A 16,688-nucleotide genomic window follows, 5' to 3' on the forward strand; every position below is an offset into this window, starting at 1 on the left:
CGTCAGCGCTTTCTGCTGAGTGAATCCGCCGCCGCGTCGGCCCACTGGCGCCACTGATCGGCGCTGGCACGCGCCTTCTCGGCGTCTTTGGTCTTGCCCGCCGCCGCGGCCTTCTCCGCCTGCCGTTCGAATTGCTCGGCGCGCTCGCGGAACTGATCCGCCCTGGCCTGGGCCTCCGGGTCGACGCCACCGGTCGGGGCGTCACGGATCTTCTTCTCCACCGCGCGCAGCCGGCGCTCCAGGTCTGCCGAACGTTCCCTGGGCACCTTGCCGATGGCGTCCCATTTGTCGCCGATCGCGCGCAGCGCGGCCCTGGCCGCTTCGAGGTCGCCTGCGTCGATGCGCTCCGCCTCGACCAGCAGCGCCTCTTTCGCGTCGGCGTTGGTGCGGAATTCGGCGTCGCGCTCGGCGGTCGCGGCGTTGCGCGCCGAGAAGAACTTGTCCTGGGCCGCCTTGAAACGCTGCCACAGGGAGTCGTCGACGTCTTTGGACGCGCGGCCCGCCGCTTTCCACTCGACCAGCAGGTCACGGAAGGTGCCCGAGGTGGGACCCCAGTCGGTGGAGTCGCACAGTTCCTCGGCGCGCACGCACAGCGACTCCTTGGCCTGCTTCGCGCCGGCCCGCTCCCGGTCGAGTTCGGCGAAATGGGACCCGCGGCGGCGGTTGAATGTCTCCCGAGCCGCCGAATAGCGCTTCCACAGGGCGTCGTCGACTTTGCGATCGAGCCCGGTGATGGTCTTCCACTCGTCGAGGATCGCCCGCATCCGGTCGCCAGCGGCCTTCCACTGAGTGGCGTTGGCGGCCAGGTCCTCGGCCTCGGCGGCAAGGGTCTCCTTGCGGGCCGTCTGCGCGGCGCGCACCTCCTCGCGCTTGGCCTTCTCCTCCTGCGAGGCGCTGTCGGCGTGCTCGACGATCGCGGCGAGGCGGGCGGCGAGGGCGTCGACGTCACCGAGCACATGCGCGTCCGGCAAGGTCTCGGCCAGCGAGGTCGCCGCCGAGCGGATCTTGCGCGCATCTCCCGAGCCGGACGCCAACCGGGTCTCGAGTAACACCACCTCGGTCTGGAGGTCGTCGAACCGGCGACCGAAATGGGCGAATGCGGCCTCGGCGTCGCCGGCCTGCCACGATCCGATGGTGCGCTCGCCGGACGCGGTGATCAGCCAGACGGTGCCGTCGGCGTCGACGCGACCGAACTTGTGCGGGTCGCTGGCTCCGGGGGCGCTGACGACGGCAGCCGCAGGTGCGGACGGGCGCGGACCGGGACGCGGTGAGGGCCCCGGTCTGGGCTTGGCGGCGGCGGACGGCTTCGGGATCGGCGGTTTCGCGGTCTGCGGAGCAGATGGCTGCTGTGCGGCGTCCGAGTCCTGCTGGTCGGCCTCGTGGGATCCGCCCGATTCGGTGATCGTCATGTCCGTCCCTCGTGTCCTCCGCGTGGTCACCCACGCACGTGCCGCGCAGCGCGGCGCCTTCGAGCTTTGATTAAAGCTATTGAAACAGGTTGCCCGGCGCTGCGCCCAGGCCTTTGCATGGACGATGCCTAGGCTCGGTGCGAAAGCATCTGCGAGGACAACGGGACGGTGGTCGATGGCGAAAGCGGATCTGGCCGCGTTGCTCGCGTTGGCTGCCGCGTTTTTCATCGCCGTCGGGGATGTCATCCATCAGCGTTCGGCGCATGAGGTGACCGACGAATCGGTCGGTCATCTGGAGCTTTTCCTGCAGCTGTTGAGAGACCGCACGTGGTGGCTGGGCAGTTTCGTCGCCGCCGCGGGGTTCGCGTGCCAGGCTGCCGCGCTCGGTCTGGGGTCGGTGCTGCTGGTCCAGGCGCTGCTGGTCACCTCGCTGCTGTTCGCACTTCCGATCAGCGCTCGGCTGTCGCATCGCAGCGTGACCCGCTGGGAGTGGTTGTGGGCGGCGCTGCTCGCCGGGGCGGTGGCTGTGATCGTCACGATCGGAAACCCGACCCAGGGGCACTCGCGAGCCTCGCTGGAGACGTGGCTGGGGGTGGCCGCCGTGTTGGGGCCGGTTCTCGTCCTGTGCGTGGTGGGGGCGAGGATGCGGTCGGGGGCGACCAGCGCGGTGCTGATGGCGGTGGTGTCGGGAGCACTGTGGGGGCTGTTCGCCGTGCTCACGAAGGCTGTCGTGCACCGCCTCGACGTGACGAGCCTGGCAGGCATCGCCGAGTTGGTGCGCACACCCGAGCTGTACGCGTGGGCCGTGGTCGGGATTCTCGGTACGTCGACGCAACAGGCCTCGTTCCAGGCCGGCGCGCTGACGGCGTCGCTGCCGACGATGACGGTCACCGAGCCGATGGTCGCGTGCGCGCTGGGTGTCGTTGTGCTGGGAGAGACGCTTCGGCCGGGTGAAGCCGGGTGGGTCACGCTGATCGCCGCGGTCGCGGTGATGGTGGTGGCGACCGCGGCGCTGGCGCGCGGTGAAGCGGCCAGCCGCGACGCGGCGACCGTGTGATTAGTTGGTTGTCGTGCTGAGCGCCATTGCGATCGTCCCGTCGGCACCGGTGATGGTTCCCGAACTCGCGTCGTCGGCGGCCTCCGAGACCGAGGACATGCGGGCCGCGGCGGTGTCGGCCGCCGCAGCGCTCCCCACCCGCTGGGTCGCGGTCGGCGTCGCCGCCGCCGACGCTGTCCACGGCTCGGACTCGGCAGGCACATTCGCCGGCTACGGCGTCGACATCGGGGTCGGTCTTTCCCCCGAGGCGCTGGGTGATCCGACGGATCTGCCGCTGTGTGCGCTGATCACGGGCTGGCTGCGCGGCGTGGCCCAACCGCACGCCGTGGCGCAGGTGCACACGTACCGCTCCGATCACACCGCCGACGAGGCGGTCGAGTTCGGCCGACAGTTGCGCGCGCAGATCGACGCCGAGGGCGACGACGTGGGCGTTCTCGTGGTCGCCGACGGCGCCAACACGCTCACCCCACCCGCTCCCGGCGGCTACGACCCGGACTCGGTCGCAGTCCAGGCGGCGCTGGACGACGCGCTGTCCAGGGGTGATACGGCGACGCTGACCTCGTCAGGCGACGCTGCCGTGGGCCGGGTCGCCTATCAGGTTCTCGCCGGTCTGGCCGGTACGGGTCGGCCGGGCTCGGCCGAAGAGCTCTACCGCGGCGCCCCGTACGGCGTCGGCTACTTCGTCGGTGTCTGGACGCCGTGACAGCCGTGCGGCCGCTCGCCATCGTCGGCCCGACGGGGACAGGAAAGTCGGATCTCGCGTTGGCGCTGGCAGACGCGTTGGGTGGCGAGATCGCCGTCGAGGTCGTCAACGCCGACGCGATGCAGTTCTACCGCGGCATGGACATCGGCACCGCGAAGCTCGGCGTCGCGGAGCGTCGTGGGGTGCCGCACCACCAACTCGACGTCCTCGACGTCACCGAGACGGCGACGGTGGCCCGCTATCAGCAGGCAGCGGCGGCGGACGTCGAGGCGATCGTCGCGCGCGGGGCGCTGCCGGTCATCGTCGGCGGGTCGATGCTCTACATCCAGTCGCTGCTCGACGAGTGGTCGTTCCCGGCCACCGATCCGTTGGTGCGGGCCCGGTGGGAGGACCGTCTCGCCGAGGTGGGTGTCGCGGCGCTGCACCGCGAGCTCGCAAAGGTCGACGCGGCTGCCGCGGCGTCGATCCTGCCGACCGACGGCAGGCGGATCGTGCGGGCACTCGAGGTCGTCGAGCTGACCGGGCAGCCGTTCGCGGCGTCAGCGCCCACCATCGGCGCACCGCGGTGGGACGCCGCCATCGTCGGATTGGATTGGGACACAGCGCTACTCGATGACCGGCTGCGGCGACGGACCGACATCATGTTCGAACGGGGGCTCGTCGACGAGGTCCGGACGCTGATCGGCCGCGGCCTGCGGGACGGTGTGACGGCGGCGCGGGCGCTGGGCTACGCGCAGGTGATCGCCGACCTGGACGCCGGAGGTGACGGCGCCGCCGCCAGGGAACCCACGTTCATCGGAACGCGCCGTTATGTGCGCAGACAGCGCTCCTGGTTCCGCCGCGACCACCGCATCACGTGGCTCGACGGCGCTTCCGCCCGCACCGTGGACCAAACCCTGCGGGTTTGGGGACACGTATCCTGACCAGGTGAAGTTCGCCAAAGGTCACGGCACGCAGAACGACTTCGTGCTGCTGCCCGACCTCGATGCCGACCTGGAGCTGACGCCTGCCGCGGTGACGGCCCTGTGCGACCGCAGACAGGGGCTCGGCGCCGATGGCGTGCTCCGTGTGACTACGGCCGGCGCCGCCCGTGCCGCGGGCGTGTTCGCGCGACTTCCGGAAGGCGTCGCCGACGACGACTGGTTCATGGACTACCGCAACGGCGACGGCTCGATCGCCGAGATGTGCGGCAACGGCGTGCGGGTGTTCGCCCATTACCTGCGGGCCAGCGGCCTCGAGCCGCGTGCCGAATTCGTCGTCGGATCACTGGCGGGGCCGCGGCCGGTGGTGCTCAACGCCGTCGACGCGACCACCGCCGACGTCACCGTCGAAATGGGCAAGGCCAACCAGTTGGGCGCGGGCTCCGCGACCGTCGGCGGACGGACGTTCTCCGGACTCGCCGTCGACGTCGGGAATCCGCACCTGGCCTGCGTCGACGCCTCTCTGACCGGCGCCGAACTGGCTGCCCTCGATGTCGCCGCCCCCGTGCAGTTCGACGCCGCGCAGTTCCCCGACGGCGTCAACGTCGAGGTGCTGACCGCTCCCTCGGACGGTGCAGTGTCGATGCGGGTGCACGAGCGCGGCGTGGGGGAGACCCGCTCGTGCGGAACAGGAACCGTCGCAGCGACGCTGGCGGCATTGGCGCACCAGGGCGCCCGCACCGGTGAGCTGACGGTGCGAATTCCCGGCGGCGAAGTAGTCGTCACGATCACCGACGCCACCAGCTATCTGCGCGGGCCGTCGGTTCTGCTGGCGCACGGCGAACTCGCCGAGAAATGGTGGGCCGCCCAATGATGATCTCCGGCAGCGCCGGGCGGGGAATGGGCGGCTACGCCAGTGCGTTAATTGAGGTGCATGAAAAGTGATATCCGTGCGAATCTTTCTTCGCCTATGACGTATCCCGAATTTCCCCACGAGACGCCCAGCGTCGGTGAGCTGGCCCTCGAAGACCGCGCCGCACTTCGGCGCGTCGCCGGGCTGTCCACCGAGCTCACCGACATCTCCGAAGTCGAATACCGTCAGCTGCGCCTTGAGCGTGTCGTGCTCGTCGGGGTGTGGACCGACGGCACGTCCGCCGATGCCGACGCGAGCCTGGCCGAACTCGCCGCCCTGGCCGAGACCGCGGGCTCCGAAGTGCTCGAAGGGCTGATTCAGCGCCGCGACAAGCCGGATCCGTCGACCTATATCGGGTCGGGTAAGGCCCTGGAACTGCGTGAGATCGTGCTCGCGACCGGCGCCGACACCGTCATCTGCGACGGCGAACTCAGTCCCGCCCAGCTCAACGCGCTGGAGAAGGTCGTCAAGGTCAAGGTCATCGACCGCACGGCGCTGATCCTGGACATCTTCGCCCAGCACGCGACCAGCCGGGAAGGCAAGGCGCAGGTGTCGCTGGCGCAGATGGAGTACATGCTGCCGCGGCTGCGCGGCTGGGGCGAGTCGATGTCGCGCCAGGCCGGTGGCCGGGCCGGCGGCGCCGGCGGCGGAGTGGGAACCCGCGGTCCCGGTGAAACGAAGATCGAAACCGACCGTCGCCGGATTCGCGAGCGAATGTCCAAGTTGCGCCGCGAGATTCGCGACATGAAGCAGGTGCGCGACACCCAGCGAAGCCGCAGGCTCGCCAACGACGTGCCGTCGGTGGCCATCGTCGGTTACACCAACGCGGGAAAGTCCAGCCTCCTCAACGCGCTCACCGGTGCGGGTGTGCTCGTGGAGAACGCCCTGTTCGCCACGCTGGAGCCCACCACACGCCGCGGCGAACTCGCCGACGGACGCGAATTCGTCCTGACCGATACCGTCGGCTTCGTCAGGCATCTGCCCACCCAGTTGGTCGAGGCCTTCCGCTCGACGCTCGAAGAGGTCGTCGACGCCGAACTGTTGCTGCACGTTGTCGACGGCTCCGACGTCAACCCGCTGGCACAGGTCAACGCCGTCAGGCAGGTGGTCAACGAGGTCGTCGCCGAGACCGACGTCACCGCACCGCCGGAACTGTTGGTGGTCAACAAGATTGACGCCGCCGGTGACCTGGCCATGGCGCAGCTGCGGCGCGCGTTGCCCGGCGCGGTGTTCGTTTCCGCGCGCACCGGTGAGGGTTTCGACCGGTTGCAGGCCCGACTGGCCGAGATGATCGCTCCCCGCGACACTGTGGTTGACGTCACAATCCCTTACAGCAGAGGTGATCTCGTCAACCGCGTGCATGCGGAGGGTCGCGTCGACGCGATCGAGCACATCGAGTCCGGAACCCGGATCAAAGCGCGCGTCCCGCTGGCCCTTGCGGGCGGATTAGCCGAGTTCGCCACGTTCTGACCAGTACGAATGCGGACGCAGGACCGCGGTCCGGTACGATCGAGTGCGATATCGGTCGCGGACAGCCAGCGTTGGTCATCACGTCCGCAACTCCGAAACCACCGACTACGTGGCAACACCGCCACTGTGTGCACACTCCGCTGAACGGTTTCCGTCGCGGCTGCCGGGCACACGCTGCCCCACAAGGCCGAAAAGACAGGATAAACCTCCCATGACAGCACCAACTTTTGCCGATCTCGGCGTGCCCGCGACTCTGGTGTCGGCGCTCACCGCAGGCGGCATCACCGCCCCGTTCCCCATCCAGGCGGCCACGCTGCCGGACTCCCTCGCCGGTCGTGACGTCCTCGGCCGTGGAAAGACCGGCAGCGGAAAGACTCTCGCGTTCTCCATCCCGCTCGTGGCGGGACTGATCGGTGGGAAGCGTCAACCGTCGCGCCCCGCGGGTCTTGTGCTCGCGCCCACCCGCGAGTTGGCGACGCAGATCACGGCCGCACTCGAACCCCTCGCGACCGCAGCGGGCCTGCGCGTCACGACCATCTTCGGTGGCGTCTCCCAAAGCAGGCAGGTGTCTGCGCTGCGCTCCGGCGTCGACATCGTCGTCGCGTGCCCGGGCCGCCTCGAAGACCTCATGAAGCAGCGACTGCTCACCCTCGACGGTGTGATCATCACCGTGCTCGACGAGGCCGACCACATGGCCGACCTCGGGTTCCTTCCCGGCGTCACCCGGATCATGGCGGCCACCCCGGCCGGCGGGCAGCGCCTGCTGTTCTCGGCGACGTTGGACAACGGCGTCGACAAGCTGGTCAACCGCTTCCTCACCGAGCCTGTGCTGCACTCGGTGAACGAGGTCGCCGACGCCCCCGCGCAGATGACACACCACGTCTTCCACGTCGGTGGTGTGCAGCAGAAGAAGGATCTCGTCCACCGCCTGGCATCAGGAACCGGCCGCCGGATCCTGTTCATGCGCACCAAGCACCAGGCGCGCAAGCTGGCCAAGCAGCTGACCGACTCCGGGGTTCCGTCAGTCGATCTGCACGGCAACCTTTCTCAGCCCGCCCGCGACAGGAACCTTGCCGCGTTCGCCAGCGGCGATGCGCGGGTGCTCGTCGCAACCGACATCGCCGCGCGCGGTGTGCACGTCGACGACGTCGAACTCGTCGTGCACGTCGACCCGCCGATGGAACACAAGGCGTACCTGCACCGCTCCGGGCGTACCGCACGAGCCGGCAGCGACGGCGACGTCGTGACCGTCGTGCTCCCTGAGCAGCGCCGTGACACCCAGCAGCTATTGCGCAAGGCCGGTATCACCGTGCGTCCGCAGGACGTTCATGCCGATTCCGCCGAAGTGAAGGCACTTGTCGGTGAGATCGCGCCGCTGCGCGCGCCTGCCCCGAAGGCGCCTGCCGCGAAGCCGGCTGGAAACAAGCCGGATCACGGCCGGTCGCGCGGCGAGCGCAACGGGCGTGCCGGTAACGAGCAGCAGCGGCGCGGCGGGCCCGCGCGCAACAGCCGCGGATCACGCGGCCGCAGGCCCCGTCAGGGCGCTCAGCGCGGCGCGAACACCGGAGGCTGATGCGCGCGCACCGGAGGCGGTGCCGCAGTGTACTTCTCGACCTGCACCAGGACGTGCGCGCCGGTAGACCCATGTGCCAGTGATGATGTGCCGATGTCATCGGTGAGCACATTCGGATTCCCGTGCACGCACATCGAATCGGGGTCGTTCGGGTCCTCGGGGTCGAACCAGGCGCCCGTCGACAGCTGCACGACCCGGGGCCGGATGCCGTCGTCCACCACGACCCCGGCCAGGCATGCACCCCGGTCGTTGAACACCCGCACCACGTCTCCTGCGCGCAGTCCGCGCGCCTCGGCGTCGGCCGGGTTCATTCGGATGGGTTCCCGGCCGGCGACTTTCGTCGCCTGGCTCGCCGCACCGCCGTCGAGCTGGCTGTGCAGTCTGCTGGCCGGCTGGTTGGCCAGCAGATGGAGCGGGAACGCGGATGCCCGTGAGCCGCCGAGCCATTCGCTCGGTTCGAACCACGTCGGATGGCCCGTGCAATCGTCATATCCGAAGCTGTCGATGTCAGCGGAGAAGATCTCGATCAAGCCGCTCGGCGTTGCGAGCCGGTGCGCCGACGGATCGGCGCGGAACTCTGACAGCAGCGTGAGGCCGTCGTCGGTCGGCAGCCGGAGGCGGCCTGCCCGCCAGAATTCCTCGAACGGCGGAACCTCGAAATCCAATGTCGCCGTCCACTTCTCGTAGAGATGGACCAGCCACTCGCGCGCCGTCCGCCCCTCGGTGAAGCTGTCCTCGAAACCCAGATGGGCGGCCAGCGCGGCGAACGTGTCGTAGTCGTCGCGGGACTGGCTGTGCGGTTCGGCAAGTCGCGGCATCGCCATCAAGAGCGGATCGTTGCGGGACCCGGAGTAGTCGTCGCGTTCGGCAAAGGTCGTCGACGGCACCACGATGTCGGCATGCTTGGCCATCGGCGTCCAGTACGGGTCGTGGACGACGACGGTGTCGGGCCGGGCCAGGGCCCGCCGCAGCCGGGGAATGTTCTGGTGGTGGTGGAACGGATTTCCACCCGACCAGTACACCAGCCTGATGTCGGGGTAGGTGAGCCGAAGTCCGTTGTAGTCGAACAGTTCTCCGGGGTGCAGGAGCATGTCGCTGACAGCGGCCACCGGGATGAACGCCGACACGGGGTTGATGCCCTGCGGGAGCCGGGGCAGTCCACACCTCAGCGGGGCCAGTCCGGGCTCGTTCATCGATCCGTAGCCGTGACCGAATCCGCCTCCGGGAAGGCCGATCTGGCCGAGCATCGCGGCCAGCGTCAGTCCCATCCATGGTGCCTGCTCGCCGTGGCGGGTCCGCTGCAGCGACCAGCTCACGGTGACGATCGTGCGGCCCGCCGCCATCCGGCGGGCCAGGGCGGTCAGGTCATCGGCGTCGAGGCCGCAGATCGGCGCCGCCCACTGCGGGGATTTCGGTGTGCCGTCGTCCATCCCGAGCAGGTATCGCTCGAAGCGGTCGTAGCCGGTGCAGTGGGTGGTGAGGAAGTCGCGGTCTATCAGAGATTCGGTGGCCAGCACATGGGCGAGGGCGAGCATGATGGCGACGTCGGTGCCCGGTGCCGGCGCGTACCAGTCGTAGGTGCCCTCGACGTCGTCGCGAAGCGGGGAGAACGACACGATGCGTCCGCCTCGGGCGCGGAAGCGGTTCAGCGCGCCGCGGGCCGGATGTGCGGTGGTGCCACCGTGGTTGACGCCCGTGTTCTTCAGCGCCAGACCTCCGAAACACACCATCAGGTCGGTGTGTTCGACGATGACGTCCCACTGCGTGGATCGTTTGAACAGGTCGTCGTGTGTTCCGACGACACGCGGCATGATCACGCCGGTTGCGCCCAGGCTGTAGGAGTGTCGCGAAAAGGTGAATCCGCCAAGGCAATTCAGGAACCGGTGCACCTGACTCTGAGCGTGGTGGAACCGGCCGGCGCTGGACCAGCCGTAGGAGCCTCCGTAGATCGCCTCGTTGCCGTGGGTGTCCACCACCCGGCGCAGTTCGTCACCCAGTCGTTCGGTGAGCTCGTCCCAGGAGACGGCGACGAAGTCGTCGGCTCCCCGGCGCGTGCTCGGTCCCGGCCCGCGCTCGAGCCATCCGCGGCGAATCGCCGGCGTGGTGATCCGGGAGATGTGGCGGATCGAGCCAGGCAGGTTCCCCAGTGCCGGGGACGGATCGGCGTCGCCGTCGAACGGCGTGACCGTGGCGATATCGCCCGCTTCGACGGTGGCGGCGAAGGCTCCCCAGTGCGTGAGGCTGGTCTGAGCTGGCGGCACCGGCATGAGTGTAGTGCGGCGGCGCGCAGGTGAGCAGCGCTCTTCCCGCCACCAACCAACCATCCGGTTGGGATACGGTACGTTGGCGGTAACTGCCCGTACCAACCTCCGCACCTACTCCAGACGAGGACCTTTTCATGGCCGAAGCCAAGTCAGTCATCGCCTACGAACGCACGCTGTTCGAACCCGAGCACGAGATGTTCCGCGAGTCCTTCCGCACGTTCCTGGACCGCCACGTCGCACCGCACCACGAGCAGTGGGAGAAGGACAAGCTCGTCGATCGCGACGTGTGGCTCGAGGCCGGCAAGCAGGGCTTCCTCGGCATGGCCGTGCCCGAAGAGTATGGCGGTGGCGGCGTCGACGACTTCCGTTACAACACCGTCATCACCGAAGAGATCATCCGCGGCAGGTACAGCGGACTCGGATTCAGCCTGCACAACGACGTCACCGCGCCCTACCTGCTTCGCCTGGCCACCGAGGAGCAGAAGCAGCGCTGGCTGCCGAAGTTCTGCAGCGGCGAGTACATCTCCGCGATCGCGATGACCGAACCGGGTACCGGAAGCGACCTGCAGGGCATCAAGGCTCGTGCCGTCAAGGAGGGGGACCACTACATCCTCAACGGCGCCAAGACGTTCATCACCAACGGAATTCACTCCGACCTGGTCATCGTCGTCGCGCAGACCGACCCCGAGAAGGGCGCACTCGGTTTCTCACTTCTGGTCGTCGAACGCGGCATGGAAGGTTTCGAGCGGGGCCGAAAGCTCGACAAGATCGGGCTCGACGCACAGGACACCGCCGAGCTGTCGTTCACCGACGTGAAGGTGCCCGCGGAGAATCTGCTCGGCGAGGAGGGGCAGGGCTTCATCTACCTGATGCAGAACCTGCCCCAGGAGCGCATCAGCATCGCCATCATGGCCGCCGCGGCGATGGAGGCCGTACTGGACGGCACGCTGCAATACACCAAGGAGCGCAAGGCATTCGGCAAGCCGATCGGCAGCCAGCAGAACAGCCGGTTCCTGCTTGCCGAACTGTCTACCGAGGCCACCGTCGTGCGGATGATGGTGGACGAGTTCATCAGGCTGCACCTCGACGAGAAGCTCTCGGTGGAGCAGGCCGCGATGGCGAAGTGGTACTCGACCGAGAAGCAGGTTCATCTGATCGACCGCTGCCTGCAACTTCATGGCGGATACGGCTACATGCGGGAATACGACGTCGCGAGGGCGTATCTCGACGCGCGCGTGCAAACCATCTACGGCGGCACCACCGAGATCATGAAGGAGATCATCGGTCGTAGTCTCGGGGTGTGAGCGGGGCTCGGCCCGGCGAGAACGCCGGCCGAGCCAATGTTGCCCACGCATTTTGTTTACGGGGAATTCGGCGAGGTGACTTGGTTATCGACGTCCACTGAAGCAAAGTGAACGGACGCGGTAACTTTCTCAGACTTTTGTCAGCATGTTTGCAAAGGCAACTGAGTGCCCTGTCACCGACCGCGGGGAGGAAGAATGAGCCGGCAGCCGTTGCTGCGCCTACGTGTGGTCGGTCGTTTGACGATCGGGCTGTTGGGAGTCGCTTCCGCGCTTCTGCTGGCTCCCCACGCCGGAGCGCAGCCCGAGGTCGACGCCAACAACGCCATCACCGCCGCGTTCGATGCCAGCGGCGGGGACGCGGGGCCACTCGGCCCTCGCATGGGTGACGCGTATCCGGTCGGAGCGGGCTTCGCGCAGAACTTCGCCGGCGGCAAGATGTACTTCACCCCGGCCACGGGTGCGCACTTCATGCGGGGCGCGATCCTGGAGAAGTACGAGGCAACGGGCGGTCCGGCCGAGGGCGACCTGGGGTTCCCCACCATGGACGAGGGGCCGGGTCGGGCACCGGACAGCGTCAACGCCACGTTCAGCGCCCCGGACAATCCGGTCATCTTCTGGACGCCCGGCACAGGGGCCAGGGTGGTTCGCGGTCCGATCAACGCGGCGTGGGACAGGCTCGGCGGCTCCTCGGGCCCGCTCGGCGTGCCCGCCGAGGACGAGACGTACAACGGACCGGTGGTGACACAGAAGTTCACCGGCGGAGAGTTGTCCTACGACTCGCGGGCCAAGACCTTCACGACCGTGCCGCCCGAGCTCGCCGGCCAGCTGGGCGATCTGACGATCCCCGACGATCCGGTGACCGCGATCAACGCGGCCCGCCGGGCCGCCGGCGGTGCACTCGGCCCCCTGGGAGCGCCCGACGGGGATCCGTACCCGATCGGTTCCGACGGGATGGCTCAGGACTTCGTCAACGGCACCATCTTCTACAGCCCCGACACGGGCGCGAACGTCGTGACGGGACAGGTGCTGGCCAAGTACGAAAGCGTCGGCGGGCCTGAGGGTGATCTCGGGTTCCCGATCACCGGCGAGGAGGACGGCGGACTGGCGCCGTCGAGCCGGATGAGCACCTTCGCCGCGGAAGACAAGCCGGTGATCTTCTGGACCCCCGACCACGGCGCGTTCATCGTGCGGGGCGCCATGAACGCCGCATGGGACAAGCTCGGCGGCGCGACCGGAGACCTCGGCGCACCCGTGGCCGATCAGACGCAGAACGGCGACGTCGTCACCCAGCGCTTCAGCGGCGGCGCCATCTCGTGGGACACGGCGACACAGAAATTCAGCACGGAACCGGCGAACCTGGCCTCGCAGCTGGCCGGGCTTGAGGTTCCGGGTGGGGCAGCTCCGCAGTCGCCGCCGCCGTCGTCCACGCAAGCGTCGGAGAACGCGGACGACTCCGGGCTGAAGCTCAACTGGTGGTGGCTGCTGGCACTGGTGCCGGTGCTGGCGGTCCTCGGTTCGGTGGCCTACGCGGTGCTGCGCAGCCGCGGCGGTCGCAGCGAGACCGACATGTACTCGCTGCCCGGACCCGACGACGGGCCCGACTTTCATCCCGCAATGGCCGGCGGGGGACAGCAGACCGGCGGTGACGACAGCCGGGAGGACGCTCTTTTCGGCGACCGCTACGCGCGAGAAGGGCTCGGTTCCTTGGCTTCTGCCACACCGTCGACGCCTCCGGCGGCCGGTGAGTTCACGCCGGAACCGCTCAGCTTCTGGGGGGCTCCGGTGCCGCAGGACGGTTCCGAGGGCCACGACGACGCCGAGGACGGTGTAGAAGCGGCGCAGGAAGATCCCGATTCCGTCGACACCGCACCGACTCGGCTGCCGACCGCCGAGGAGGTCGCGTCGCGCAACGACACCGTGGCCGACGACGTAGTTGCCGACGACACTGTTGCCGACGACGACCTCGCCGACGATGTCGCCGACGACGACCCGGCGCACGCCGATCTGGCTGACGGAGTCGGCGATGTGGCCGACGAGGACGACACCGCGGAAAAACTCTCGGCAGAGGACTTCGCCGCTGATCCGGAACCGTTCACGGCACCCGTCGCCTTGGCGCGGCCCGAGCCTGTCCGGGACTCGCTGACCGACACCGGGCGTCATGCCCGCATCGTGTTGGACGAGCCGATGCCGCTGGGCACCGCCCTGCACATGCCCTTCGACGATCCCGAAGAGATCCCACCCGGTTACCCGGTCAAGGCCGACACCAAGTCGGGCCTCTACTGGGCACCCGACAGCGCCGACTATCACGAGGCGCCGGTCGAAATCTGGTTCGCCAGTGAAGAAATCGCGCGGACGAACGGCTTCGTCCGCGGCGAGTAGCGGCCGTCAGATCTTGCGGATGACGGTGACGACCTTGCCGAGTACGGCGGCGTCGTTGCCGGGGATCGGGTCGAACGCCGGGTTGTGGGGCATCAGCCACACCTGACCGCGGGTGCGCTTGAACGTCTTGACGGTGGCCTCACCGTCGATCATCGCGGCCACGATGTCGCCGTTGTCGGCGACGCTCTGCTGCCGGACGACCACCCAGTCGCCATCGCAGATCGCGGCGTCGACCATGGACTCGCCGACGACCTTGAGCAGGAACAGCGAGCCTTCCCCGACGAGTTCACGTGGCAGGGGGAAGACATCCTCCACGGCTTCCTCGGCGAGGATCGGGCCGCCGGCCGCGATCCGGCCCAGCACGGGAACGAACGTCGGCTCGGGCAGTGAATCCGATCCGGTGACGTCGGTGGTCACGATCGCGGCGGCGTTGTCGTCCGCGCCGCGAACGTCGACCGCACGCGGACGGTTGGGGTCGCGCCGCAGGTAGCCCTTGCGTTCCAGCGTGCGCAGCTGGTGGGCGACCGACGAGGTGGACGTCAGCCCCACCGCGTCGCCGATCTCCCTGATGCTTGGTGGATAGCCGCGACTGGTCACCGAGGCGCGGATGACGTCGAGGATCGTGCGCTGACGTTCGGTCAGACCAGAATCACGGCCACGAGCGGTGCCGGGGCCGTCGGTGCTGTCACTGGTGTCGTCGCTCATGAGGCCGAATGTAGCCGCGCCCGCGCCAATAATCAAACATGTGTTCGAGGTGTGTCGTGACGGCGGGACTTGTCGGTGGGCTGCGTTAGCGTTCGCAACAGTTCGATCACGTGTTCTATTAATCGAACATGTGATCGAGTAGAGTTCGAACACAAGAGCGAATGAAGCCCCGGACCGAAAGGCACCACGATGACCATTCTCGATGATCGCCAGACCTGGAACGAGTTCGAGCGCGCCCCTCGGCTGGAGGTCGGTAACGGCCGCGTCCGCCCGGCAGCGGCCACGCGCAGGCCGCAGTCGCGCCGTCCTGCCGGCGCCGCAGTGCAGCACCGCGGCACCGGCGTGCTGGTTTCCCGCGCATCGCATCGCCGCCGCCCCATCACGCCTGCGACCACGGTGTCGCTCGCGCTCGTCGCCGCGGCGATCACGTTGTGGCTCGGTCTGGTCGCGCAGTTCGGCGGAGTCGCCGGTGCGGAGACGGAGATCCCGGGCCGCCTGGCCGTCGTGCAGGTGCAGAGCGGGGAGTCGCTGCAGCACGTCGCGCAGCGCGTGGCGCCCGATGCGCCGGTGTCCGAGGTCGTCGAACGCATCCGGGAACTGAACAAGCTGGAATCGGTCGCGCTCGACGCCGGCCAGACGCTGATCGCCCCGATCGCCTGACTGCCGGCTGACGCCACCAAACTTTCTGCTGCGCAAGCACTCTGGGGAATACGTCTGATGACATACGCGCCATTGAGTCCGGCATTGGGCCGTCCCTGGGTGGCACAGGTACGCTCGAAGGCGTTCGAAGCGGTTGTCTGTCGGTGCGGCGAAGGAGCGGTGATGCACTGTCCGTTCTGCCGTCACCCGGATTCTCGGGTCGTCGATTCCCGCGAGGCCGACGAAGGTCAGGCCATCCGCAGGCGCAGGTCGTGCCCGGAGTGCGGTCGACGGTTCACCACTGTGGAGACCGCGGTGCTGGCCGTGGTCAAGCGCAGCGGAGTCACCGAACCGTTCAGCCGTGAGAAGGTCATCCGCGGCGTGCGGCGCGCGTGTCAGGGCCGCCAGGTCGACGCCGACGCGCTCAATTTGCTCGCTCAGCAGGTCGAAGATGCGGTGCGGGCCACCGGTTCACCCGAAGTGCCCAGCAACGAGGTGGGGTTGGCGATCCTTGGGCCACTGCGCGATCTCGACGAGGTCGCCTACCTGAGGTTTGCATCGGTGTATCGGTCGTTCTCGTCCGCCGATGACTTCGAGCGGGAGATCCAGGCGCTGCGCGCGCACCGCGAGGTCCCGGCGAAGGGCTGATTAGACCTAATCGATCTGTCGCTGTCCATCGTCGACCACGCGGCCCGCGACGTGCACCCAACCGTCGGCGGTCCATGTTGTTTCGATCACCGACCCCTGTCCCTGCACGATGGTCAGGTCGCGGCTGAGGTACTCGGTGATGCGCACGGCTGCGGCGCCGGTGGCCTCGTCCTCGCGAATGCCCAGGTGTGGTGCGAACATCCGGGATCGGATGGAGCTGGCGTCCTTGTCCAGCCAGGTCCACAGGTAGTGCTCGGTCGCATCGGTGTAGTCGTCGGGGTCCGCGGCAGCCAGGTCGTCGAGTGAGTCCAGGTCATAGATGGAGAAGTCGGGCGCCCACTCGGCGCGGGCGCTCACCGACGTCACATCGCCGGTGTAGGCGACCTGCACGATGCCGGCCGGAACCTGCAGCGTCTTCACCGGCGCACCACGATCCTTGAGCCACCACGACACCCCCACCGTCGGGTGTCCGGCGAACGGCAGCTCCGTTGTGGGGGTGTGGATGTGGGCGTGCGCGCTGTGCGTTCCTTGCGCCGGCAGGGTGACGAAAACGGTTTCGCTGTAACCCAATTCGGTGGCGATGCGTTGGCGATCGCCGGGATCGACTGTGGCGGCGTCTACTACACCGAGAGGGTTGCCGAATCGACCGTCCCTGTCAGTGAATACACGCAGCACGGTCACGTCGATGGCCATGGGCCCGATGC

14 protein-coding genes are annotated in these 16,688 nt (G+C 68.3%); 10 read left to right on the forward strand and 4 right to left on the reverse strand.

Annotation, left to right across the window (positions count from 1 at the left end; genetic code table 11):
• Positions 1-2 precede the first annotated feature (2 nt).
• Positions 3-1,409, reverse strand: a complete 1,407-nt coding sequence (locus P9A17_RS10710) for a DUF349 domain-containing protein (RefSeq protein WP_278038507.1) — start codon at positions 1,407-1,409, stop codon at positions 3-5.
• 175 nt (positions 1,410-1,584) lie between these two features.
• On the opposite strand from P9A17_RS10710, the gene P9A17_RS10715 reads away from it, so the two are divergent.
• From P9A17_RS10715 to P9A17_RS10740, 6 genes are all read left to right on the forward strand, one after another.
• Positions 1,585-2,466 (forward strand): DMT family transporter, encoded by an 882-nt coding sequence (locus P9A17_RS10715; RefSeq protein WP_278038508.1) that lies wholly within the window; start codon positions 1,585-1,587, stop codon positions 2,464-2,466.
• Positions 2,467-2,479: 13 nt separating this feature from the next.
• On the forward strand, positions 2,480-3,169 hold the full coding sequence (locus P9A17_RS10720; RefSeq protein WP_278038509.1) for a hypothetical protein: 690 nt from the start codon (positions 2,480-2,482) through the stop codon (positions 3,167-3,169).
• Positions 3,170-3,174: 5 nt separating this feature from the next.
• Positions 3,175-4,092, forward strand: coding sequence for a tRNA (adenosine(37)-N6)-dimethylallyltransferase MiaA (gene miaA, locus P9A17_RS10725; RefSeq protein WP_278038692.1), 918 nt, complete (start codon positions 3,175-3,177; stop codon positions 4,090-4,092).
• A 4-nt stretch (positions 4,093-4,096) separates the two neighbouring features.
• Entirely contained in the window at positions 4,097-4,963 is an 867-nt protein-coding gene (gene dapF, locus P9A17_RS10730) for a diaminopimelate epimerase (protein ID WP_278038510.1), read from the forward strand.
• Positions 4,964-5,059: 96 nt separating this feature from the next.
• A complete protein-coding gene (hflX, locus tag P9A17_RS10735) occupies positions 5,060-6,472 on the forward strand; it encodes a GTPase HflX (RefSeq protein ID WP_278038511.1) in 1,413 nt (470 codons plus the stop codon).
• 211 nt (positions 6,473-6,683) lie between these two features.
• Positions 6,684-8,045 carry a DEAD/DEAH box helicase gene (locus P9A17_RS10740; protein WP_278038512.1) on the forward strand — a complete coding sequence of 454 codons (1,362 nt, stop codon included), beginning with the start codon at positions 6,684-6,686 and terminating at the stop codon, positions 8,043-8,045.
• Here the strand turns inward: P9A17_RS10740 and P9A17_RS10745 are convergent.
• The gene (locus P9A17_RS10745; RefSeq protein ID WP_278038513.1) at positions 8,018-10,306 is read right to left on the reverse strand and encodes a molybdopterin-dependent oxidoreductase; all 2,289 of its coding nucleotides are present in this window, start codon (positions 10,304-10,306) and stop codon (positions 8,018-8,020) included. The two genes, P9A17_RS10740 and P9A17_RS10745, sit on opposite strands and share 28 nt — an antisense overlap.
• Before the next feature lie 137 nt (positions 10,307-10,443).
• Here P9A17_RS10745 and P9A17_RS10750 point away from each other — a divergent pair, with 137 nt between their 5' ends.
• Together P9A17_RS10750 and P9A17_RS10755 are read left to right on the forward strand one after the other, a co-directional pair.
• Complete coding sequence (locus P9A17_RS10750) at positions 10,444-11,613, forward strand: acyl-CoA dehydrogenase family protein (RefSeq protein WP_278038514.1); 1,170 nt, start codon at positions 10,444-10,446, stop codon at positions 11,611-11,613.
• A gap of 195 nt (positions 11,614-11,808) precedes the next feature.
• On the forward strand, positions 11,809-13,992 hold the full coding sequence (locus tag P9A17_RS10755) for a hypothetical protein (RefSeq protein ID WP_278038515.1): 2,184 nt from the start codon (positions 11,809-11,811) through the stop codon (positions 13,990-13,992).
• 6 nt (positions 13,993-13,998) lie between these two features.
• Here P9A17_RS10755 and lexA read toward each other — a convergent pair whose 3' ends face one another.
• Positions 13,999-14,697 carry a transcriptional repressor LexA gene (gene lexA, locus P9A17_RS10760; RefSeq protein ID WP_278038516.1) on the reverse strand — a complete coding sequence of 233 codons (699 nt, stop codon included), beginning with the start codon at positions 14,695-14,697 and terminating at the stop codon, positions 13,999-14,001.
• 189 nt (positions 14,698-14,886) lie between these two features.
• Between lexA and P9A17_RS10765 the strand changes: the two genes are divergently transcribed.
• Together P9A17_RS10765 and nrdR are read left to right on the forward strand one after the other, a co-directional pair.
• Positions 14,887-15,357 carry a LysM peptidoglycan-binding domain-containing protein gene (locus tag P9A17_RS10765; RefSeq protein WP_278038517.1) on the forward strand — a complete coding sequence of 157 codons (471 nt, stop codon included), beginning with the start codon at positions 14,887-14,889 and terminating at the stop codon, positions 15,355-15,357.
• 162 nt (positions 15,358-15,519) lie between these two features.
• The gene (gene nrdR, locus P9A17_RS10770; protein WP_278038518.1) at positions 15,520-15,984 is read left to right on the forward strand and encodes a transcriptional regulator NrdR; all 465 of its coding nucleotides are present in this window, start codon (positions 15,520-15,522) and stop codon (positions 15,982-15,984) included.
• A 6-nt stretch (positions 15,985-15,990) separates the two neighbouring features.
• Here the strand turns inward: nrdR and P9A17_RS10775 are convergent, their stop codons facing one another.
• The gene (locus tag P9A17_RS10775) at positions 15,991-16,677 is read right to left on the reverse strand and encodes a PhzF family phenazine biosynthesis protein (protein ID WP_278038519.1); all 687 of its coding nucleotides are present in this window, start codon (positions 16,675-16,677) and stop codon (positions 15,991-15,993) included.
• Between the last annotated feature and the right edge of the window lie 11 nt (positions 16,678-16,688).

This window comes from Mycobacterium sp. 236(2023) (genome assembly GCF_029623955.1).
Classification (GTDB): Bacteria; Actinomycetota; Actinomycetes; order Mycobacteriales; family Mycobacteriaceae; genus Mycobacterium.